We start from the raw sequence: 20,968 nt of genomic DNA, 5'->3' as shown, positions 1-20,968 counted from the left end.
TCGTGGCCACGGAGGCTCCCGTGACGTCGACTTCCACGCCCCCGGGTCTGGCCCGGTTCAACGCCCTGGAGGAGCCGGCGGCCCTCGCCGCCCTCCACGAGGCGTGCGCCTCCACCGAGTGGGCCCGGCGCCTGACCGCCGCCCGTCCCTACGCCACCGTCGAGGACCTCCGCACCGCCAGCGACGCCGCCATGGCCGAACTGACCACCGCGGACCTGGAAGAGGCGATGGCGGGGCACCCGCCGATCGGACGCCCCCGGCCCGGCGACCCGACCTCCGCCCGCGAACAGCGCGGCATGGCCGGCGCCTCCGCCGCACTCAAGGCGGAGATGCTCGAACTCAACCTGGCCTACCAGGAGAAGTTCGGCCACGTCTTCCTCATCTGCGCCACCGGCCGGACCGCCGAGCAGATGCGCGACGCGGTCAAGGAGCGCATCGGCAACGCGCCGGAGCAGGAACGGGAGATCGTCCGCACCGAGCTGGGGAAGATCAACCGCATCCGACTGGCCCGACTCGTCGAAGAGGACGCCTGACACCATGAGCACCAGCACCACCGCCTCCGTGTCCACACACATCCTGGACACCTCCGCCGGCCGCCCCGCCGAGGGCGTCGCCGTCCGGCTCCGCGCCCGCGGCGGCGCGGCAGCCGACTGGCAGACGCTCGGCGGCTCCGCGACCGACGCCGACGGCCGGTGCAAGGACCTGCCGGCCCTGCCGGAAGGGACGACCCACGTACGGCTCGACTTCGCCGTGGAGCCGTACTTCGAAGAGCAATCTGCGAAGAAGCAAGCCGATGCGCAGCAGGACGCCCCCGCGAACCGGGACAGCGGACCCGGCGTGTTCTTCCCGGAGGTGGCGATCACGTTCGCCGTCGTACCGGGCGAGCACTACCACGTACCGCTGCTGCTCAACCCGTTCGGCTACTCCGTTTACCGAGGGAGCTAGCTACATGACCGACAATTCCCGCCCTGCCCGCCCTGTCATCCTGGGACAGAACCAGTACGGCAAGGCCGAGAACCGAGTCGTCAAGATCACGCGGGACGGCGCCACCCATCACATCAAGGACCTGAACGTCTCCGTCGCGCTGAGCGGCGACATGGAGGAGGTCCACTACTCCGGCTCCAACGCGAACGTCCTGCCGACCGACACCACCAAGAACACGGTGTTCGCGTTCGCCAAGGAGTACGGCATCGAGTCCGCCGAGCAGTTCGGCATCCACCTCGCCCGCCACTTCGTCAGCTCGCAGGAGCCGATCAGGACCGCGCGGATCCGGATCGAGGAGTACGCCTGGGAGCGGATCGAGACCTCCGACGCCAACTCGAGGTTCATCGGCGCCGACGAGGTCAAGCACTCCTTCGTCCGCAAGAACCAGGAGACCCGCGTCACCCAGATCACCTACGACGGTGAGCGGTGGGAGGTCATCTCCGGCCTCAAGGACCTGGTCGTGATGAACTCGACCAACTCCGAGTTCTGGGGCTACGTCAAGGACAAGTACACCACCCTCCAGGAGGCGTACGACCGCATCCTGGCCACCCAGGTCTCCAGCCGCTGGCGCTTCAACTGGACCGACGACGAGCAGAAGGCGCCCCACTGGGAGAAGTCCTACGAGCAGGTCAGGAAGCACATGCTCCAGGCCTTCGCCGAGACCTACTCCCTCTCGTTGCAGCAGACGCTGTACCAGATGGGCGCGCGCATCATCAACAACCGCAGCGAGATCGACGAAGTGCGCTTCTCCCTGCCGAACAAGCACCACTTCCTCGTCGACCTGGAGCCGTTCGGGCTCAAGAACGACAACGAGGTCTACTTCGCCGCCGACCGGCCCTACGGCCTGATCGAGGCGACCATCCTCCGGGACGGCTGCGAGGCGAAGATCCCGGTCGACATGACCAACCTCTGACGCGGGACGCGCGCCCCCTGCCCCGCCACCGGGGCCCGGGGCGCGCCACACCGGAGGGAACGAAATGGCACAGCCTGCGAAGGGGCCCGCCACAGCCCCGTGTTCCACCCCGCCGGTGCACACCGAGGACGCCGTCACGTCCGTGCACCCGGTGGACGAGAAGCTCCACCCGACGCGGCTCGTCCCCGCCGCACTCCAGCACATCGCCGCGATGTACGCGGGCGTCGTCACTCCTCCGCTCATCATCGGCCAGGCCTGCGGACTCGACATCGCCGCCCGGACCCGGCTCATCGCCGCGAGCCTGCTCATCGCCGGCGTCGCTACCATCCTCCAGACCATCGGCGTCAAGGGCCTCGTCGGCAACCGGCTGCCCTTCGTCAACGCCGCCTCCTCCGCCGGCATCGCCCCCATCCTCGCCATCGCCGAGACCAACGGCCATGGACACCAACTCCCCGCCATCTACGGCGCGGTGATGGTGGCCGGCGCCTTCTGCCTGGCCCTCGGCCCGTTCTTCGGCCGGCTGCTGCGCTTCTTCCCGCCCCTGGTCACCGGTGTCGTCATCACCCTGATCGGCGTCACCCTGATGCCCGTCCCGGTGAGCTGGGCGCAGGGCGGCGACGCGACCGCCGCCGACTTCGGGGCCATGCGCCACCTCGCGCTGGCCGGATTCACCCTCGCCGTCATCCTGCTGATCCAGCGCTTCGGCAGGGGTTTCGTCCGACAGGTCGCCCTCCTGGCCGGGCTGCTCGTCGGCACCCTCGCCGCGATCCCCTTCGGCATGGCCGACTTCAGCGGCCTTCGGTCCGCGCCCGTCGCCGCCCTGCCCACCCCGTTCGCCTTCGGCGCCCCCGAGTTCCAGCCCGCGGCCATCCTCTCCCTGTGCATCGTGATGCTGGTGCTGATGACCGAGAGCTCCGCCGGCATGCTCGCCCTCGGCGAGATCTGCGACCGCCGCGCCGACGCCAGGACCATCACCCGCGGCCTGCGCACCGACGGCCTCGCCACCCTGCTCGGCCCCGTCTTCGGCGGCTTCCCCACCTCCGCCTTCGCCCAGAACGTCGGCGTCGTCTCCCTCACCCGGGTACGCAGCCGCTACGTCGTCGCCGTCGCCGGCGGCACCCTGCTCGTCCTCGGCGCCTTCCCGGTCCTCGGCGCCGTCGTCTCCCTGGTGCCCATGCCGGTCCTCGGCGGCGCCGGCATCGTGCTCTTCGGCTCCATCGCCGTCAGCGGCATCCGTACGCTGTCCGAGGCGGGCCTGGACGACAGCTCCAACATCATCCTCGTGGCCGTGGCACTCGGCGCCGGCATCATCCCGCTGGCCGCACCCACCTTCTACGCCGACTTCCCGGCCTGGGCACAGACCGTGCTCGGCTCCGGCATCAGCGCCGGCGCCCTCGTCGCGGTCCTGCTCAACCTGTTCTTCCACCATCTCGGCACCCGGAGCCGCGGACCGGCCCCGGCACTCAAATCCTCCTAGGGTCCTGCCGTGCCCTCCCCGTGGACCCCTCCCCGGCCACGGGCCGCCACTGAAAGACAAGGAAGCACCATGGCAGCACCGGCAGCCCAGCGCACCGTCATCGAGAACTGTGCCATCGCGACCGTGGACGCGGGCGACACCGAGTACGCCTCCGGGCACCTCGTCCTCGCCGGCAACCGGATCGAGTCGGTCGGCGCGGGCCGGGCCCCCGAAGGCCTGGAGAACGTGGTGCGCCGCATCGACGGCACCGGCCACCTGGCCACCCCCGGCCTGGTCAACACCCACCACCACTTCTACCAGTGGATCACCCGGGGCCTCGCCACCGACCACAACCTGTTCGACTGGCTGGTCGCGCTCTACCCCACCTGGGCGCGCATCGACGAGCAGATGACGTACACCGCGGCCCAGGGGTCCCTCGCCATGATGGCCCGCGGCGGTGTCACCACCGCCATGGACCACCACTACGTCCACCCGGACGGCTCCGGCGACCTGTCCGGCTCGATCATCCGGGCCGCCGCCGAACTGGGTGTCCGCTTCACGCTGGCCCGCGGCTCCATGGACCGCAGCGAGAAGGACGGCGGCCTGCCGCCGGACTTCGCCGTCGAGACCCTGGAGGGCGCCCTCGCCGCCACCGAGGAGACCGTCCGCACGCACCACGACGCCTCCTTCGACGCCATGACCCAGGTGGCCGTCGCCCCCTGCTCCCCGTTCTCCGTCTCCACCGAACTCATGCGCGAGGGCGCCGAACTGGCCCGCCGGCTCGGCGTACGGCTGCATACCCACGGCTCCGAGACCGTGGAGGAGGAGAAGTTCTGCCACGAGCTGTTCGGCATGGGCCCGACCGACTACTTCGAGTCCACCGGCTGGCTCGGCGAGGACGTGTGGATGGCGCACTGCGTCCACATGAGCGACTCCGACATCGCCGCCTTCGCCCGCACCAGGACCGGCGTCGCCCACTGCCCCTCCTCCAACGCCCGCCTCGCCGCCGGTATCGCCCGCGTCCCCGACATGCTCAGGGCGGGCGTCCCGGTCGGCCTCGGCGTCGACGGCACCGCCTCCAACGAGTCCGGCGAACTCCACACCGAACTGCGCAACGCCCTGCTGATCAACCGCCTCGGCACCCACCGCGAGGCCGCGCTGACCGCCCGCCAGGCCCTGCGGCTCGGCACCCACGGCGGCGCCCGGGTCCTCGGCCGGGCCGGGCAGATCGGCTCCCTGGAGCCCGGCAAGCTGGCCGACCTGGTGCTGTGGAAGATGGACACGCTCGCCCACGCCTCCATCGCCGACCCGGTGACCGCGCTGGTCCTCGGCGCCGCCGCCCCGGTCACCGCCTCCTTCGTCAACGGCCGGCAGATCGTCGGGAACGGCCGCCTGCTCACCGCCGACGAGGACACCATCGCCGCCTCCACCCGCGACGAGGCCCGGCGCCTCGCCCGCATCGCCGCGCAGGACTGACCACCGCGGCACCCGGACCGGCCGTCGTACGGCCGGCCCGCCACATGACTCCGGCCGGAGGGGACGGCTTCCGGCCGGAGCCGTGGATCCCAGCGGGATCCACGGCCGGCCGTCTCCGGGGTGCGTGCGGACGCGCGCGCCCCGGAGCGGTCACCACCGCACCGCTCGTGCCCCATCCCCGTCACGGTCCCGCACGACCACACGCACCACCTCCATGAAACCCGCGTCTGTGACGACGTGTTACCCGCCCGGAGGAGCAGCCGTGGCCGCCCATCCTGTTGACGAGAAACTCCCCGCCCTCAAAATGGCGACCAGCGGCCTACAGCACGTGGCCGCCATGTACGCCGGAGTCGTCGCCCCACCCCTGATCGTCGGCGCGGCCATCGGCCTCTCCGCCACCGACCTGACCTTCCTCACCGGCGCCTGCCTGTTCACCGCGGGCCTCGCCACCATCCTCCAGACGCTGGGCATAGGAAAGATCGGCGCCCGGCTGCCCTTCGTCAACGGCGTCACCTTCGCCGGTGTCGCCCCGATGACCGCGGTCGTAGCCTCCACCAAGGACAAGACGGACGCCCTGCCGGTCATCTTCGGCGCGGTCATCGTCGCCGGTCTCCTCGGCTTCCTGGCCGCCCCCGTCTTCTGCAAGGCCGTCCGCTTCTTCCCGCCCGTCGTCACCGGATCCGTGATCACCCTGATCGGCGTATCCCTGCTGCCGGTCGCCTTCGGCTGGGCCCAGGGGCCCGATCCCCGGGCGCACGACTACGGTTCGACGACCTACCTCACCCTCGCCGGCATCACCCTGGCCATCGTCCTGCTGCTGCGCCGCTTCACCCGCGGCTTCGTCAAGCAGATCGCCGTCCTGCTCGGCCTGGTCACCGGCACGCTCATCGCCATCCCCTTCGGCGTGACCGACTTCGGCCCCGTCGCCCATGCCGACGTGGTCGGCTTCCCGACCCCGTTCCACTTCGGCGCCCCCCAGTTCCAGCTGGCCGCCATCCTCTCGCTGTGCGTGGTGATGGTGGTCTCGATGACCGAGTCGACCGCCGACATGCTGGCCCTCGGCGAGATCGTCGAACGGCCCGCCGACGAGAAGACGATCGCGGCCGGTCTGCGTGCCGACACCCTCGGCTCCGCCCTCAGCCCGTTCTTCAACGGCTTCATGTGCAGCGCGTTCGCCCAGAACATCGGCCTGGTCGCGATGACGCGCATCCGCAGCCGGTACGTCGTCGCCACCGGCGGCGGCTTCCTGGTCCTCATGGGCCTGTGTCCCATGGCCGCCTCGCTCATCGCGGTCGTGCCCCGGCCGGTCCTCGGCGGCGCCGGCGTCGTCCTGTTCGGCTCGGTCGCCGCGAGCGGGATCCAGACCCTGGTCCGGGCCGGCCTGGACCGGGACAACAACGTCCTGATCGTCGCCGTGTCCCTCGCGGTCGGCATCATCCCGATCACCGCGCCGGAGTTCTACCACGCGTTCCCCGAGACGGCGAGGATCGTCCTGGACTCGGGCATCTCCACCGGCTGCGTCACCGCCGTCGTCCTCAACCTCCTCTTCAACCACCTCGGCAAGGGCCACGAGGCCCAGGACGTCACCCACCCGATGGAAGCGGGGGAGGAGATAGCCGCCGCCCACTGAACCGGCCGGCCGTGCGCCGGGCCGGGGGAGACGGGGCCGGCCCGTGTCCCCCGGCCCGGCCGTCACCCTTCGACGGTCACAACCCGAACAGCGCCGGTTCGGCCGCCAGTTCCTTGAACACCCCGCCCGGATCGGCGACCAGCCTTCTCTCCGCCAGGTCGAGCAGACCGGTGACCGCGGTGACCTCGGCGGCCACCGTGCCGTCCGTCCTGCGGATCTCCTGGAGGATCCGGAAGGTCTTGCCGCCACCCCACTCGAACACGCAGGTGACGTCTATCTCGTCACCGGCGAGCAGCTCACGCCGGTAGCGGATGGTCGTCTCCAGCGCCACCGGGCCGACACCGTGACCGAGCAGCCGGGCCTGGGTGATCCCGGCCGCGCTCAGTAGGGACCAGCGGGCGTGCTCCGCGTAGTTGACGTACACCGCCTGGTTGACGTGGCCCTGGGTATCGGTCTCGTAGCCGCGGACGGTCACCCGCACGGAAAACGGTTCGGACACTGCTCGCCCCTCTCGCGTTCGCACTCCGGACACCCCGATCCTGGCACGCCGTTCAGACCCGGCGGGGCGAGGCCAGCAGATAGCGCACGCCCGTCCGCGGCTCGCTGTACTCGCCCGCCTGCCACCCGGCCCGCTCCAGCGTGGCCGCGCAGGCCGTCAGGGCCGGCGGGTCCGGCGCGTACACCGCGACCGCCTCCGGCTGCGGGGTCGCCCGCACCCGGTAACCGTCCCCGCCCCCGCCCCCGCCCGCCGGACGGTGTCCGGCCGCCTCCAGGGCGAGCGCCGCCGCCCGCACCAGATGCGCCCGCTCCCAGCCGCACGGCCGGTCCACCGCCCCGTCCGCACTGGTCATCCGGCGCAGCTCCAGCAGCCCCTGCCAGGCGCTGTGCACCTCGCGCAGCCGGGCCGGGCCGGAGGCGGGCGGCTCCTCCTCGCCGCCGACCCGGGCCGCGAACACCCCGGTGTCCGCCACGGGTTCGGCCGGCACCTCCGGCACCGCCTCCCGTATCCGGTGGCCGGCCGGGGTCAGGAAGTGGTCGTGCGGCGGCCGGGGATGCCGGAAGGCCAGCCCCTGCCTCACCAGCGCCGCGAGCTGGGACTGCGTACCACGCAGCCGGCCGGTGACCGGATCGGCGGCCTCGATCACGCGGCGCTGCGCGGCGGTGGGCGGTCGGGTCACGGGACGCTCCTTCCGGGGCCGGCGGGGCACGGGGCCGTCCGGGTGGACCGGCCTCCTCGCAGGGTACGGGCCGGGTCCGACAACGGCCCGGGCGGAGGGCGCCCGGCGCGGGAGGTCTCCCCGCGCACGCCGTCCCGTCTCCCGTACGTGCGATGCCGCCCTACTCCGGTGGCCGGATGTTCCACCCCGCCACCACCGGCCGCCCGTGCTCCGTGCCGAGCCGGCACAGCGCCCCCGTCGCCAGTTGGAACAGCGCGCCCTGCCGGGGCGGCAGGCCCAGCCGGCGGGCGGTGAGGACGCGGAGGAAGTGGCCGTGGGCGATCAGGACGACGGTTCCCTCGGTGCCGGCGAGGGCGGCGTCGGCCCTGGCCAGGATCCGGTCGGCGCGCTCCCCGACCTGCTCCGGGGTCTCGCCCGGGTGGTCCGGCGGGCCGGGCACGACGCCGTCCGTGAAGAGGAACCAGCCGGGCCGGTGCTGCTGGATCTGCGCGGTGGTCACGCCCTCGTAGCCGCCGTAGTCCCATTCGCGCAGGTCGCCGTCGACAGCAGCGTCCGGGATGCCGACGAGCCGGGCGGTCTCCCGGGCCCGGCACAGGGGGCTGACGAAGGCCGCCGCGACCTCGTGCGAGCGGATCAGCGGTGCCAGCCGGCGTGCCTCCTCCCGCCCGTGGCCCGTGAGGGGCACGTCGGTCGAGCCGGTGTGCCGGCCGGACCGCGACCACTCGGTCTCACCGTGCCGGACGAGGAGGAGGTCACCCATGACGGCACGATGCCACAGGGCCGCCACCGCCCGCAGGGCGGACTGCGCCAGACGGCCGCCCTCCGGACCCGGCGGGGTGTGCGGCGCGGGCGCCGCGGCCGTCAACGGGGGTGATCTTCGAAGGAGCGCGCGAAACGGGCCGGACGGCTACTGCCGGTACCCGCTGAGGAACCGTCCGATCCGGCCGATCGCCGCCTCCAGGTCGTCGGCGTACGGCAGGGTGAGGATGCGGAAGTGGTCGGGGGAGGGCCAGTTGAAGCCGGTGCCCTGGACGACCTGGATCTTCTCGCGCAGCAGCAGGTCCAGGACGAACTTCTCGTCGTCGTGGATGCGGTGCACCTTGGGGTCCAGGCGCGGGAACGCGTACAGCGCGCCCTTGGGTTTGACGCAGGACACGCCGGGGATCTCGTTGAGCTTCTCCCAGGCCACGGTCCGCTGTTCGTGCAGCCGGCCGCCGGGCACGGTCAGGTCGCGGATGGACTGGCGGCCGCCGAGCGCGGCCTGGATGGCGTACTGGGCGGGCGCGTTGGGGCACAGCCGCATGGAGGCCAGCATGGTCAGGCCCTCCAGGTAGTTCTTCGCGTGCTGTCTCGGTCCGGTGACCACGAGCCAGCCGGAGCGGAAGCCCGCCACGCGGTAGGTCTTGGACAGGCCGCAGAAGGTGAGGACGACCAGGTCGGGGGCGAGGGCGGCGGCCGAGTGGTGGACGGCGTCGTCGTACAGGATCTGGTCGTAGATCTCGTCGGCGAACACCATCAGGCCGTGCCGGCGGGCGAGGTCGAGGATGCCCTCGACGACCTCCTTGGGATAGACCGCGCCGGTCGGGTTGTTGGGGTTGATGATGACCACGGCCTTGGTCCGGTCCGTGATCTTGGAGGCCATGTCGGCCAGGTCCGGGTTCCAGTCGGCCTGTTCGTCGCACAGGTAGTGGACGGCCTTGCCGCCGGCCAGGGTGGTGACGGCCGTCCAGAGCGGGAAGTCCGGTGCCGGTACGAGGACTTCGTCACCGTCCTCGACCAGGGCCTGGACGGCCATGGTGACCAGCTCCGAGACGCCGTTGCCCAGGTACACGTCGTCCACGCCGACGTCCAGGCCGAGGGTCTGGTAGCGCTGGGCCACCGCGCGGCGGGCGGAGAGGACACCGCGGGAGTCCGTGTAGCCGTGGGCCTGCGGCAGCATCCGGATCATGTCCTGGATGATCTCCTCCGGCGCCTCGAAGCCGAAGGCCGCGGGGTTGCCGGTGTTCAGGCGCAGCACGCTGTGCCCCGCCTCCTCCAGCGCGTTGGCGTGCTCGATCACCGGGCCGCGGATCTCGTAGCAGACCTCGCTGAGCTTGTTCGACTGCCGGAACTCCATGCGTCCCTCCGGGAACTCGTGTTACTTGGTTTTACCAAGTGTGAGCTTGGAAAGTCCAACAACATGTCTAGACTGCGTCGCATGCCACCTCGCCGAAGCTACGACCAGTACTGCTCCGCGGCCCGTGCGCTCGACCTCGTCGGCGACCGCTGGACCCTGCTGATCGTCCGGGAACTACTCGCGGGCCCCCGCCGCTACACGGACCTGCACGCGGACCTGCCCGGCGTGAGCACGGACGTCCTCGCCTCCCGGCTGAAGGACATGGAACGGGACGGGCTCACCACCAGGCGGCGGCTGCCCCCGCCGGGCGCGGCGTACGTGTACGAGATCACGGACCGCGGGCGGCGGCTGCTGCCGGTGTTGCAGGCACTGGGCAGCTGGGGCGAGGCCGAGCTGGGGGAGCGGCGCCCGACCGACGCGGTCCGCGCGCACTGGTTCGCGCTGCCGTTGCTGCGCGCGCTGGAGGGCGAGGGCACGGTCGAAGTGCGCCTGGAGGAAGGCGACTTCCATCTGCGGGTCGGCGCCGGAACCGGGCCGGTGTACGGCGACGGGCCCGCGCCCGGTGAGCCCGCGGCGCGGCTGACGATGGACGCGGCGACCTGCGAGGCCCTGGCCCGGGGCGAGATCGGCCTGCCGGAGGCGGTACGGGACGGACGGGTGACGGTGACCGGCGACGGCACCCTCGCCAAGGCACTCCGGGACGCGTGACGCACATCGCGGCCCGGAGGCCACCCACGGCCGCGCCGTGACCGCCTGCGGCCCGTGCCGTGACCGCCTGCGGCCCCCGCCGCGACGTGAAAGGCCCGCCGGTGGGCGGGCCTTCACTCGGGGCGGGCTACGCGTTCGGCGGCACCCGGGACGGCCGCCCCGGTCCGCGCGTCAGGACGTACCCGCCGATGCCGGCGAGCGCGGCCAGCATGCCGCCGATCGCGGTCCACACCCAGCGGTCGGACCACCAGCCCGACGACCAGCCGTCGTCCGAACCGAAGCTGGACAGCACCGCCGCCTTCGAACCGTCCCTGTCCTCCCCGGCCTTGACGGCGATCCCGGGGACGAGCGGCTTGCCCAGCGAACCGTCCACGGCGGCCGCGCCGCCGATGTCCTTGCTGTCGACGCGCACCTCGGCGCTCACCGGCTGCCCGAGGTCAGAGGCGCCGAGGTCCACCACGGTCAGCCGCACGTAGTACGTGCCCGGCAGCGGGTCGTCGGCCCACGGCTCCGACCAGCCGCGCACCGTGCGCAGCACACAGGCCAGTTCGACCGATCCGGTGCCCTGCGCGGCGGTTCGGGTCTGGGCGCCGTACTGGCAGGCCTGCCGGCGCCGCAGCCCGTCGTACACGTCGAGCTGCCACGCCTCGGAGCCGTGCGTGCCGGGCAGTTTCACGGTCGCCCGGACGGTGGGGCGCTGCCCGGTGTCCGCCGGGAACGACCAGTAGAGGTAGTCACCGGTGGAGCCGGACGCGGTGGCCCGCTGTCCCTGCTCGATCTCCGTCGCCGTACGGAAGGACGTGCCCGCCCGGGTGGGCGCCTTGCCGTCGTCGGAGGCGGCCGGGGACGGCGAGGAGTCGGCGGCGGCCGGCCCGGCGGCCAGCCCCAGCGCCAGCAGCGCGGCGCCCAGCACACGTGTGATACGCATCAGTTCGTCCTCCAGACGGCGACCCGCCAGCGTGACAGCCAGCCCCACAGCAGACCGGCGAGGAAGCCGACGAGCACCAGCGCGCCCAGCAGCCACCAGCCGCGGCCGAGACCGAAGGAGGCCACGTCGTGGTGGCCCGACGGCCCGTTCACCACGTCGACGGTCAGCTCCAGCGGCAGGCCCGGCGTGGTCTTCACGCCCGCGGCGGCCGAGAAGGAGTTGGTGACCTGGAGGCACACCGTCTCCGCCGGCGCGGCGTCGTCGTCGCTGTCCGGCCTGGGATAGCGCAGGCCCGTGGAGACGGCGTCCGTCCGGCCGGTGCCGGCGGCCTCGCCGCGCACGATCTCACGCCCGTGCACGGTCACCGCCCGCAGCAGCAGCCCGTAGTCGGGGTGGACGGCCCGGTCGGCGGCCACGCTCACCGAGGCGCGCAGCTCCTGGCCGGGCCGCACGTCCACCCGGTACCAGCGCTGCTGCCCGAACTCCTCACGGTCGGTGTACAGTCCGGACTTCAGCGCCGGCGCCTTCGCGCACCGCGCCGCGCCCTCGGTCGCCACCGGCGTGACCACCGGATCGGCGGCCCGGTCCACCAGATCCCCGACCCGGTCGGTCAGTTCCTCCTTGTGCCGTACGGAGGTGTAGGTGCCGCCGGTCGCGTCCGCGATGCAGCTGAGCTGGTCGCGGGTCTTCGCGTCGGGCACCAGGCCGAGGGTGTCGATGGTCAGCCCGATGCCCTTGGCGGCTATCTCCCGGGCCACCTCGCACGGGTCGAGCGGCTGGCAGGTGTCCTCGCCGTCACTGATCAGCACGATACGGCGGGTGCCGTCACCGCCGTTCAGGTCGGCCGCGGCCTTCAGCAGCGCGGGCCCGATCGGGGTCCAGCCGGTCGGCGCCAGCGTGGCCACGGCCGTCTTCGCGTCGGTCCGGTCCAGCGGGCCGACCGGGTACAGCTGCTCGGTGTCCTTGCAGCCCTCCTGGCGGTCGTTGCCGCGGTAGTTGGCGCCGAGGGTGCGGATGCCGAGCCGGACCTCCTCCGGGGTCGCGTCCAGCACCTCGTTGAACGCCTGCTTCGCCGCGGCCATCCGGGTGCCGCCGTCGATGTCCCGGGTACGCATGGAACCGCTGACGTCCAGCACCAGTTCGACCTTGGGAGCGGCCTGCTCCGTCTCGTCGGCGACCGCCCCGGCGGGGAACGCGATCCCGGCCGTCAGGGCGGCGAGCAGGGCGCAGACGCCCGCCGCCAGCCGTTGTCTTCTGATCATCGCCGGATCCTATTGATCAGACCGGCCGGACTCCAAAACGCCGGGCGGCAGTTGCCGCCGTAAGCCCCGCCCCGCCGCGCTCACGGCCCGCCGCCCGGTGCCCCGAACACCCCCGCCGGACGGGCCCGGTACGCGGCGACGCTGAAGCCGCCGGTGATCCGCCCGCCGGCCACCCTCTCCTCCCCCTCGCCCGGCGCCACCGTGATCGCCCGCCGGGCGGCCTCACCGTGCTCGACCTCACCGACCGGGTCCACCCGCGCCGCGACGGGCGGCCTTGTGACCCGGCGGACCGGTGCCCGGATGCGGTCCGGCGCGATCAGCTCGGTGCCGGGAACGCCGTCGCGCGGGGCGGGGGCAGGGCCGTCCAGATGTCGCCGGTGCGGCCGGGGGAGAGACGCATCAGTGTCAGCGCCTTCGTGGGCAGCGGGTCGTCGCGCAGAGCCGCGAGGTCCGGGGTGGGCGGCAGGCCGGGCAGGGCGGCCGTCAGCGCCGCGGCCAGCGCCGGGCCCGAACCCGCCGTGCCCGCCAGCGCCCCCGCCACCAGGGAACCGAACAGCTTGCGGCGCAGGGCGGCCGGGTCGTCGGTGATCAGCCGGCCGGTCAGGTCCGGCGCCGGGACGCCGTGGCGGGCCAGCCGGGCGGGGCTGATCCGGATGTCGGCGAGGTCCCGGTAGACCAGCCGCCGAGGGCTGCCGTCGGCGGCGAGGATCACCAGGAGGTTCTGCCCGTGGGCCTCCAGGGCGACCCCGAGGTCGAGCAGCCCGAGCCCCACCGTGAGCGCCAGCCGGGTGAACGCGGTCAGCCAGGCGGGGTCACCGGGCAGGGACGTGCCGGCGAGCGCGGCCACCGGCAGCACGCGTTCGCCCGGGCCCGTGTACGCCTCGGGTGACTCCCGGAGCAGGGCCGCCAGAGCGGGCGAGCCGGCGGTGACCGCCCCGAGGGTCCGGGTCACGTGCAGCAGACCGTCCGTACGCGCCGCCAGTTCCTCGCCGAGGGAGGACAGCACCGCGGCCGCCTCCACCGAGTACGCGGAGATGTCCCGCACCGACGACGTCAGCCGGGCACTGAGCGCGGTCTTCACATGCGGACCGGCGGGGAGCGCCAGTGTGCGCAGGGACATCAGCGGACGGGCCGGGCGCCAGAGGTCGTACGGCCGCCGGAGCACATGCGCGGCCTGCCACGGGTGCACCGGCACCAGCAGCCGTCCCCCGTCGCGCAGTTCGGCCGGCCAGTCACCGGACACCAGGCATTGGTCCTCCGGCACCGGCACCGTCCCCAGCTCCACCACCGGCCCGTGCTCCGGGCCGTACGCCAGCTGGTCCGCCACCGAGAAACCGGGCCGGGACCGGCAGTTGGGGTGGAACGGATGCCCGTCGACGACCCGCTGCTCCCACTCCCAGTCCTGCGCCGGCCACTCCTTCGGGTGATCCGCGCCGGCCCGGGACAGCGCCAGCGAGGCCACACTGTGCGCCAGTTCGGCCGCGAAGGGGGACGCGTGCGGCACCCCGAGCGCGGTCATCAGGAGGGCCGGGTCCGTGTACCGCTCCCGGCCGAGGCGGACCGCCGTGACGTACGCGCTCGTGGCGTACGGGTCCGCGTGCGGCCCGTGCAGGGTGCGGCCGTCGGCGAGGCGCAGGACGAGGCCGTGCGGCCCGGGCGTCCGGCCGGTGAGCCACGGCAGCGGCTCATGGACCAGCGCCCGCCACAGGCGGGTCAGCACGGCGGCGCGGGCACCCGGCAGCTCCATCGCGTACCGGGGCAGCAGGGCGGGCCGGACGGCGGCCAGCTCGTCGGCGACCTCGCTCTCGGCGGTCGGGGGACGGTCCACGGGCGGCTCCTCGGGTACACGGGGCACGGCACGATTGTCGGGGACGACAGCCATACTGGTCGCGACCGGCCCCCGCAGGACGCACCGGCGTGCGCGGGAACGCCCCCGGTCCCCTCCGGACGACGGGCACCGGACCATGGAGAGGGACGACGACGCACGACGACGGACGAAGAGGACGCGTGGACCTCACACCCTCCGCCGGTGAGACCGGCCGCCGCGCCGACGCGTACGCGGCAGCGCCCCTGCTCAACTGCCTCCTGCGGGAGGTGGCCGAACCGCTCGCGGACTCCGGGGACCGGCGCGTCCACCGGCTGCCGGGCGGACGGCTGCTGCGGGTGCGGGCCGGGCGGCGCCCCGCCGACCCCGAGGTGTGCACCGCCGGCGTCTGGCGCCGGATCGGCCACTCGGAACTGGTCAAACTGGTCGCCGAGGAACTGCGCCGGCACACCGGACTGCCCGGCGGCGACCTGCCCGCCGAGATGATCGACAGTCGGGACACGGTCGCCGCCCTGCTCACCGCCCGCGCACGGGCCACGCCCCCCGCCGACGCGTACCTGCGCTCGGAGCAGTCCCTGCTCACCGGCCACCCGCACCACCCGGCCCCCAAGGCACGCGGCGGCGGCCCGGCCGCCTCCTGGCTGCCGTACGCGCCCGAGGCGCACGCCCGCTTCCCGCTGGTGCTGCTCGGCGTCCGCGAGGACCAGGTGGCCGAGGAGGGCGACACGAGCGCCCTGGACGGCCTCGGCACGGCCCCGCCCGGCTACCGGCTGCTGCCCGCCCACCCCTGGCAGCTCGACCTGGCCGCCCACGACCTCGCCCCCGCCTTCGCCGACGGCCGCCTGCTGCGGCTCGGCCCGAGCGCGTTCGACGTGTGGCCCACGGCGGCGGTCCGCACGCTGTACGAGCCCGGCCGTGACCTGTTCCTGAAGTTCAGCCTCGATGTGCGCATCACCAACGACATCCGCCGGCTGTGGCGCCACGACCTGCTCGGACTCCGCCGTACCGACAACGCCGCCGGGCGCGCCTTCGCGGCGATGGGCCCGCCCGCGGCCTGGCTCAGCGACCGCGGCTACCGCACCGCCGCCTTCGCCTTCGAGGAGCTGGCCGTGCTGGTCCGGGACGGGCTGCGCGACCACCTCGTGCCGGGCGCCACCCCGCTGCTCGCCGCCGGCCTCGCCGAGGGCTTCGACGGCAGCCCGCTGGCCGCCACCACCGACCCGGCCGGCTGGTGGGAGGCGTATCTCCGCCAGGTCGTCCCACCCGCCCTGACCGCGTTCGGCGACCACGGGGTCGTCCTCGAGGCACACCTCCAGAACACCCTCGTCGCCGTCGACGCCTCGGGCACGCCCGTGCAGGCCCTGTTCCGGGACGCCGAGGGCGCCAAGGTGCTGCCGGACGTCCCCCGCGCCGCCGGCTGGGAGCGGCTGGTGTACTGCCTGGTCGTCAACCACCTCACCGAGATCGCCGGTGCCCTCGCCGACCACCACCCCGGCCTCGACCCGTGGCCCGCCGCCCGCCGGGCGCTCGCCCGGCACCGCCTGCCCGAGATCCCCGCCCTGCTGACGGCGCCCACCCTGCCGGGCAAGACCAACCTGCTGCTGCGCTGGACCGGCGCGGGCGGCGCGGACGCCCGCTACCTGCCCCTGCCGAATCCCCTGCGCACCGGCTGACCGGAAACACGCGCCGGGAGCCGGGTGGCGCGGTCGACGTCCGAATACCGCTCGTACGGCGGCCCGGAATGATGCACAGTGCCTCCGTGGACAGACGACGGCTCGACGACACGGCCCCCACGGCGCCGGCCGCCCGCGGATACACGCTGACCGGTGACGACGGCCGGCCGTACCGCAGCGACGTGCCCGGCCGGTTCGGGGGTTACCGGCGCGGCCGGATCTACGGACGACTGGACTGCCCGTCAGCCCTGCGGCACATCGCCCGCGGGAACTACGTGCGCCACCGCGTGTTCTTCGCGGACGAGGCCACCGCCCGCGCCGCGGGGTACCGGCCGTGCGCGGTCTGCCTGCCCCTGCGCCACCGCGCATGGCGGAAGGGGGAGGCGTCATGAACGAGCCCTCGCCACGGCTGGATGCCTCCGTCCTCGCCGGCTACGGGCCCTGGCCCGCTCCCCGGCCGCACACCGGCCGCGAACTCGCGCGGCTGCTGGCACTGCTGGAGGCCTGCGGCGTCCGCGGCGGCAGCGTCGCCCTGGGGCATGGCCGGGACGCCGCGTCGAGGGCTGCCGCCGCGGCGTTCGCCGACGCCTGGCAGGAACGCGGCGGACGGCTCGCCGCGGTGGTCGACTGGCCGGAGGACGCCGCCTCCTGGCTGCGTCAGGCCCGCCGGCTGACCGATCCGGAACCGGACGCCTGGGTGGTGGCCGCCGCGCCGGTCGGCTGGGCCCAGCTGAGCCGCCGCCTGCGGCACAGCACCGGCTGGGACCCGCGCCGCACGTTCGGCTTCGCGGCCACGGGGGACACGCGTCTGGTGACCGCCGCGGGACCGGGGGTGCTGGACGGCATGCGCGGCGCGACACCGGAGGGCAGGGTGTGGACGGTCCGGCGGGGCTGGGTCGTGGAGTCCGCCGAGGGCTGACCGCCACCCTGACACCCAGGGAACTCCTGGTGTCGGCGGCCGCTTAGGTTGGGGGCGGTGGAGACAGGGTGCTGTGGACGTCGCGCACTGACGCGCGTCGGCCTCCTGTGCCTGACGGGGCTGGTGCGGTGGCCGATCCCACTCGGGTGGCCCGGGCGCTCGCCGAGCGGCTTGAGCTCGACAATTTTCGAGCCGATGACTGAATTCTGGCTCCCGCTTTACTGCCATCATCTTGTTGTTGCAAGCGATTGGCAGAAGCCTGGAAGGCGCGGCTGAAAACGGCCGCTCGCCCAGCAGTAAAGGCCCGCGTCTCCATGACCACCGCTCCTGATTCCGCTCCTCCCCGCCCTGCCCGCCCAGGCACCGGCCGCGGCATCTCGTGGCACCGCATACGTACGTCCATGACCCGCAAGGAATGGGCCAGTGTCGGCGGTATGGCCGCCTTCATCCTGGCGCTGCACGTCATCGGCTGGTTCACGCTGGTCGCGATCGTCGCCCCGGAGCATTACAGCCTGGGCACGAAGAGTTTCGGCATAGGCATCGGCGTCACCGCGTACACCCTCGGCATGCGGCACGCCTTCGACGCCGACCACATCGCCGCCATCGACAACACCACCCGGAAGCTGATGAACGAGGGTCAGCGTCCGCTGTCGGTCGGCTTCTGGTTCTCCCTCGGCCACTCCTCCATCGTCTTCGCTCTTGCCCTCCTCCTCTCCGTCGGCGTCAAGTCGCTGGCCGGACCGGTGGAGAACGACGACTCCGAACTGCACAGCATCACCGGCTGGATCGGAACCACCGTCTCCGGGACGTTCCTGTACGTCATCGCGGGCATCAACCTGGTGATCATGGCGGGGATCTGGAAGGTGTTCCGGCGGATGCGCTCCGGTCACTTCGACGAAGCGGCCCTGGAGGAGCAGCTGAACAACCGAGGCTTCATGAACCGCCTCCTCGGCCGCGTCATGAAGTCGGTCACCAAGCCGTGGCAGATGTACCCGCTGGGCCTGCTTTTCGGCCTCGGCTTCGACACGGCGACCGAGATCGCCCTCCTCGTCCTCGCCGGCTCGGGCGCAGCCTCCGGACTGCCCTGGTACGCGATCCTCTGCCTGCCGATCCTGTTCGCGGCCGGCATGTCGCTGCTGGACACGATCGACGGCTCGTTCATGAACTTCGCCTACGGCTGGGCGTTCTCCAAGCCGGTCCGCAAGGTCTACTACAACCTCACCATCACCGGCCTGTCCGTCGCCGTCGCGCTCATCATCGGCACGGTCGAACTGCTGGGCCTGATCGCCGAGCAGGCCGGCCTGCACGGCCTGTTCTGGGACTGGATCTCCGGGCTGGACCTGAACATCATCGGCTACGTCATCGTCGCCCTGTTCTTCGCCACCTGGGTCGTCGCCCTGCTGGTGTGGAAGGTCGGCCGCATCGAGGAGAAGTGGACGGCGGCCCTGGCCCGGCCGGCCGTGGCTGAGCAGGCCGCCGAGTAGGACCGCTCGCGGCGCCGCTCCGCGGGGGAGCAGCGCCGCTCGCGTACTCACGCGTCCGGGCAGCGGGGGCGTGATCAAGTGGTGCGCGCCAGAAACGACGGGCTCAGGAGTGGCCATGCACTTCACATGCGACGGACCGTGTGCATTGCGGCGGGGTCGGCAGGCGGTCGCTGGTGGCAGGTCGCTCCGCCCCACGTGACGTCGTGCACGACGTCACCGCCGTCATCTCCCGTCGGATATGCCCGATCCGAAGCCCGGTTCGGCGGGCAGCCCGGCCGGCCCTGCTCGCACCGCGTCGGCGGCCGTTGGATGCACCGGAAGGAGTTCGTCGACGCCGGTGAGGGTGAGCATGCGCTGTAGGCGCGTCGGCACGCCGACCACGGCGACCGAACCGCCCGACTGATGCATGAGGTGCCAGATCCCGATCAGGACGCTCAGCCCGGTGGAGTCGCAGAAGCCGATATTGGACAGGTCCAGGACCAGATAGGTGGGTTCGTCCCGGACGATGTCCGCGACCCGGTCGTGCAACCCACGACCGCTCCCCTGGTCAAAGTCACCGATGAGAGCGGCGAGTGCAACGCCTTCACGAGGCCTCTCGACGGTCATCTCGACGTCGGCGGTCATGTCGTCGTCTCTCCTCTCACTGCTCAACCGGGTCCGAGGCCGCGGCAGTGCCCCGGGAAGCGGGGAGCGCCTCGTCGTCGCAGGCCGCCCCGTCCACCGGGACCGACAGCGCCAGGACAGCGACGTCGTCCCCGGCCCCGCCGGGCAGTGCCTCCAGCAGGGCAACGGTGTCCTCCACCAGGGCGGTGGCCCGGACCGGACCGGTGCGCTGGTGCAGAAAGCCGGTCAGGCCCTCATCACCCAACATGACGCCCTGAGCGGTATGCGCCTCGATCAGACCGTCCGTGTAGAGGAGCAACGCTTCCCCCGGGGCCAGCCGGAAGGTGGTCGGGGCGAAACGCGCATCGGGGAACGCGCCCACGAGCATCCCTCCCTTGGGCCGCACCGCCCGCACCCACATCGCGCCGCCGTCGTCCGGACGCAGATGGTAGACAGGCGGGTGGCCTCCGGTGGCGATCGTGACCGTGAACCCGCCGGTCTCCTCGGATGTGAGGAGGCCGAACACAACGGTGCAGAAGCGGCTGCCGGCGGCGACATCGGTGAGCAGAACCGTGTTCAGCGCGGACAGGACCGCGACGGGGTCGCAGTCGACCCGGGCGGCAGCCCGCAGAGTGTGACGAGCCAGCGAGGTGACGGTCGCCGCCTCCGTGCCCTTGCCGCATACGTCACCCAGGAAGAAGACCCAGCGATCGTCGTCGAGCGGGAAGACGTCGTAGAAGTCCCCGCCCACCTCGTACACGGAGGCCGCGTGGTAGTGGCAGGCCAGTTCGAGACCGTCAGCGGTCGGGAGCACCGGGGGCAGCAGGGCGCGTTGGAGCGTCGAGGCGAAAACGGCGATCGCAGCTCGGTCCTGCTCCGCGCGCTCCCGCGCCGCACGCTCCGCCTCAGCCCTTGCGTGCTCCGCTTCCGCTCGTGCGCGTTCCGCCTCCGCATGACGGCGCTCGGCCTCGCGCCGCTCCTGCTCGTGGCGCAGGGCCCGCAGGGCGGACAGCCGCAGTTCCAGCTCGTCCATCACGATCGAGGCCAGGTCGGCGAGGGTGGCGGTGTCGGCCTGGCTGATGGAGCGCGGCTTGGTGTCGAGGATGTTGACCGTGCCCAATCGGTGTCCGTCACCGGTGACGATCGGGGCCGCAGCGTAGAAACGCACTCCCATCTCGCCGGCCACGAGCGGGTTGTCCGCCGCGACCGGATCGAGCAGCGTGTCGGGGATCACCAGCGTCTCGTCGCGCAGGACGGCCGAGCCGCACAGTCCCGGATCGCGGCCTATCTCCTTCACACCGTCCAGGCCGTGGGTGGCCTTGAACCATATGCGGTCGGTGTCCACGATCGTGATCGTGGCCACCGGCACGTCGAAGAGCCGGGCGGCCAGCCCCGCCACCCGGTCGAACGCCCCGTCGGGCGGCGTGTCCAGGATGTCGTAACGGCGGACCGCCGCGATGCGGCGCGTCTCCACCTCGGTGTCCGGAACCACCTGGGGGCGCGGCCCCGGGGCAGGGCCGACTGCGGAAGTCTGCTGGGTCATCGCTGTTCGCCTTCGCTGCCCGGCCGAGGGGGGTTGACACGGACTGAGGCACCCTAAACCGAGGGCAGGTCGAGGGCCAATGGCGGTAGGGGCCATGGAGTCGGCGGGACACCCAGACCTCGCGTACCCAGTCGCCGGGCGGCCGGGGAGCCTCGCCGCACCCGGTCGGCGCGGTGCCGCCGCCACTCCAGGCCGGCGCCCTCCGGCTTCTGCGGTACGACACCGGGCTCAGGCGTCACACAGGCACCGAGCCACCGAGCTCGCAGCCTC

Annotated in this window: 21 protein-coding genes; 11 read left to right on the top strand and 10 right to left on the bottom strand. The window is 72.8% G+C overall.

The annotated features are described in order from the left end of the window. Positions 1-20: 20 nt before the first annotated feature. The 6 genes from uraD (at position 21) to ABZ117_RS02960 (ending at position 6,459) form a co-directional block, all read left to right on the top strand. Positions 21-533 carry a 2-oxo-4-hydroxy-4-carboxy-5-ureidoimidazoline decarboxylase gene (uraD, locus tag ABZ117_RS02985; protein ID WP_356816781.1) on the top strand — a complete coding sequence of 171 codons (513 nt, stop codon included), beginning with the start codon at positions 21-23 and terminating at the stop codon, positions 531-533. 4 nt (positions 534-537) lie between these two features. Beyond that, the gene (gene uraH, locus ABZ117_RS02980; RefSeq protein ID WP_356816779.1) at positions 538-945 is read left to right on the top strand and encodes a hydroxyisourate hydrolase; all 408 of its coding nucleotides are present in this window, start codon (positions 538-540) and stop codon (positions 943-945) included. 4 nt (positions 946-949) lie between these two features. Further along, on the top strand, positions 950-1,897 hold the full coding sequence (gene pucL, locus ABZ117_RS02975) for a factor-independent urate hydroxylase (protein ID WP_356816777.1): 948 nt from the start codon (positions 950-952) through the stop codon (positions 1,895-1,897). A gap of 64 nt (positions 1,898-1,961) precedes the next feature. Next, positions 1,962-3,374 carry a nucleobase:cation symporter-2 family protein gene (locus tag ABZ117_RS02970; RefSeq protein WP_356816775.1) on the top strand — a complete coding sequence of 471 codons (1,413 nt, stop codon included), beginning with the start codon at positions 1,962-1,964 and terminating at the stop codon, positions 3,372-3,374. A gap of 69 nt (positions 3,375-3,443) precedes the next feature. Then, on the top strand, positions 3,444-4,829 hold the full coding sequence (locus ABZ117_RS02965; RefSeq protein WP_356816774.1) for an 8-oxoguanine deaminase: 1,386 nt from the start codon (positions 3,444-3,446) through the stop codon (positions 4,827-4,829). A 262-nt stretch (positions 4,830-5,091) separates the two neighbouring features. After that, complete coding sequence (locus tag ABZ117_RS02960; RefSeq protein WP_356816772.1) at positions 5,092-6,459, top strand: nucleobase:cation symporter-2 family protein; 1,368 nt, start codon at positions 5,092-5,094, stop codon at positions 6,457-6,459. 76 nt (positions 6,460-6,535) lie between these two features. Here ABZ117_RS02960 and ABZ117_RS02955 read toward each other — a convergent pair whose 3' ends face one another. The 4 genes from ABZ117_RS02955 to ABZ117_RS02940 form a co-directional block, all read right to left on the bottom strand. Further along, positions 6,536-6,958 (bottom strand): acyl-CoA thioesterase, encoded by a 423-nt coding sequence (locus ABZ117_RS02955; RefSeq protein WP_356816770.1) that lies wholly within the window; start codon positions 6,956-6,958, stop codon positions 6,536-6,538. Between the two features lie 52 nt (positions 6,959-7,010). Further along, positions 7,011-7,637 carry a hypothetical protein gene (locus ABZ117_RS02950; RefSeq protein WP_356816768.1) on the bottom strand — a complete coding sequence of 209 codons (627 nt, stop codon included), beginning with the start codon at positions 7,635-7,637 and terminating at the stop codon, positions 7,011-7,013. Positions 7,638-7,797: 160 nt separating this feature from the next. Beyond that, the gene (locus ABZ117_RS02945; protein ID WP_356816767.1) at positions 7,798-8,397 is read right to left on the bottom strand and encodes a histidine phosphatase family protein; all 600 of its coding nucleotides are present in this window, start codon (positions 8,395-8,397) and stop codon (positions 7,798-7,800) included. Positions 8,398-8,544: 147 nt separating this feature from the next. Then, on the bottom strand, positions 8,545-9,753 hold the full coding sequence (locus ABZ117_RS02940; protein WP_356816765.1) for a pyridoxal phosphate-dependent aminotransferase: 1,209 nt from the start codon (positions 9,751-9,753) through the stop codon (positions 8,545-8,547). 81 nt (positions 9,754-9,834) lie between these two features. Between ABZ117_RS02940 and ABZ117_RS02935 the strand changes: the two genes are divergently transcribed. Then, positions 9,835-10,461 (top strand): winged helix-turn-helix transcriptional regulator, encoded by a 627-nt coding sequence (locus ABZ117_RS02935; protein ID WP_356816763.1) that lies wholly within the window; start codon positions 9,835-9,837, stop codon positions 10,459-10,461. A 127-nt stretch (positions 10,462-10,588) separates the two neighbouring features. Here ABZ117_RS02935 and ABZ117_RS02930 read toward each other — a convergent pair whose 3' ends face one another. The 4 genes from ABZ117_RS02930 to ABZ117_RS02915 all read right to left on the bottom strand — a co-directional run bounded on the left by ABZ117_RS02930 (position 10,589) and on the right by ABZ117_RS02915 (position 14,479). Further along, positions 10,589-11,389: a hypothetical protein gene (locus ABZ117_RS02930; protein WP_356816761.1), complete on the bottom strand. Its 801-nt coding sequence runs from the start codon at positions 11,387-11,389 to the stop codon at positions 10,589-10,591. Continuing rightward, positions 11,389-12,651 carry a VWA domain-containing protein gene (locus ABZ117_RS02925; protein ID WP_356816760.1) on the bottom strand — a complete coding sequence of 421 codons (1,263 nt, stop codon included), beginning with the start codon at positions 12,649-12,651 and terminating at the stop codon, positions 11,389-11,391. Before ABZ117_RS02925 ends, ABZ117_RS02930 begins: the two co-directional genes overlap by 1 nt. An 80-nt stretch (positions 12,652-12,731) precedes the next feature. Next, positions 12,732-12,905, bottom strand: a complete 174-nt coding sequence (locus ABZ117_RS02920) for a hypothetical protein (RefSeq protein WP_356816758.1) — start codon at positions 12,903-12,905, stop codon at positions 12,732-12,734. A 62-nt stretch (positions 12,906-12,967) separates the two neighbouring features. Next, positions 12,968-14,479 (bottom strand): IucA/IucC family siderophore biosynthesis protein, encoded by a 1,512-nt coding sequence (locus tag ABZ117_RS02915; protein WP_356816756.1) that lies wholly within the window; start codon positions 14,477-14,479, stop codon positions 12,968-12,970. Between the two features lie 179 nt (positions 14,480-14,658). Between ABZ117_RS02915 and ABZ117_RS02910 the strand changes: the two genes are divergently transcribed. The 4 genes from ABZ117_RS02910 (at position 14,659) to ABZ117_RS02895 (ending at position 18,552) form a co-directional block, all read left to right on the top strand. Continuing rightward, complete coding sequence (locus ABZ117_RS02910; protein WP_356816754.1) at positions 14,659-16,149, top strand: IucA/IucC family protein; 1,491 nt, start codon at positions 14,659-14,661, stop codon at positions 16,147-16,149. 86 nt (positions 16,150-16,235) lie between these two features. Then, positions 16,236-16,541, top strand: a complete 306-nt coding sequence (locus ABZ117_RS02905; protein ID WP_356816752.1) for an Ada metal-binding domain-containing protein — start codon at positions 16,236-16,238, stop codon at positions 16,539-16,541. Then, on the top strand, positions 16,538-17,068 hold the full coding sequence (locus ABZ117_RS02900) for an ABC transporter substrate-binding protein (protein WP_356816750.1): 531 nt from the start codon (positions 16,538-16,540) through the stop codon (positions 17,066-17,068). Before ABZ117_RS02905 ends, ABZ117_RS02900 begins: the two co-directional genes overlap by 4 nt. A 401-nt stretch (positions 17,069-17,469) precedes the next feature. After that, on the top strand, positions 17,470-18,552 hold the full coding sequence (locus ABZ117_RS02895; RefSeq protein WP_356816748.1) for a HoxN/HupN/NixA family nickel/cobalt transporter: 1,083 nt from the start codon (positions 17,470-17,472) through the stop codon (positions 18,550-18,552). Positions 18,553-18,774: 222 nt separating this feature from the next. Here the strand turns inward: ABZ117_RS02895 and ABZ117_RS02890 are convergent, their stop codons facing one another. Beyond that, positions 18,775-19,176, bottom strand: coding sequence for an STAS domain-containing protein (locus ABZ117_RS02890; RefSeq protein WP_356816747.1), 402 nt, complete (start codon positions 19,174-19,176; stop codon positions 18,775-18,777). A 16-nt stretch (positions 19,177-19,192) separates the two neighbouring features. Then, complete coding sequence (locus ABZ117_RS02885) at positions 19,193-20,698, bottom strand: GAF domain-containing SpoIIE family protein phosphatase (RefSeq protein ID WP_356816745.1); 1,506 nt, start codon at positions 20,696-20,698, stop codon at positions 19,193-19,195. Positions 20,699-20,968: the final 270 nt, after the last annotated feature.

The sequence above is a fragment of the Streptomyces sp. NPDC006309 genome, from assembly GCF_040613095.1.
Classification (GTDB): domain Bacteria; phylum Actinomycetota; class Actinomycetes; order Streptomycetales; family Streptomycetaceae; genus Streptomyces.
The sequence above is the reverse complement of the archived record's forward strand: the minus strand, read 5'-3'. Positions and strand labels throughout refer to the sequence as shown.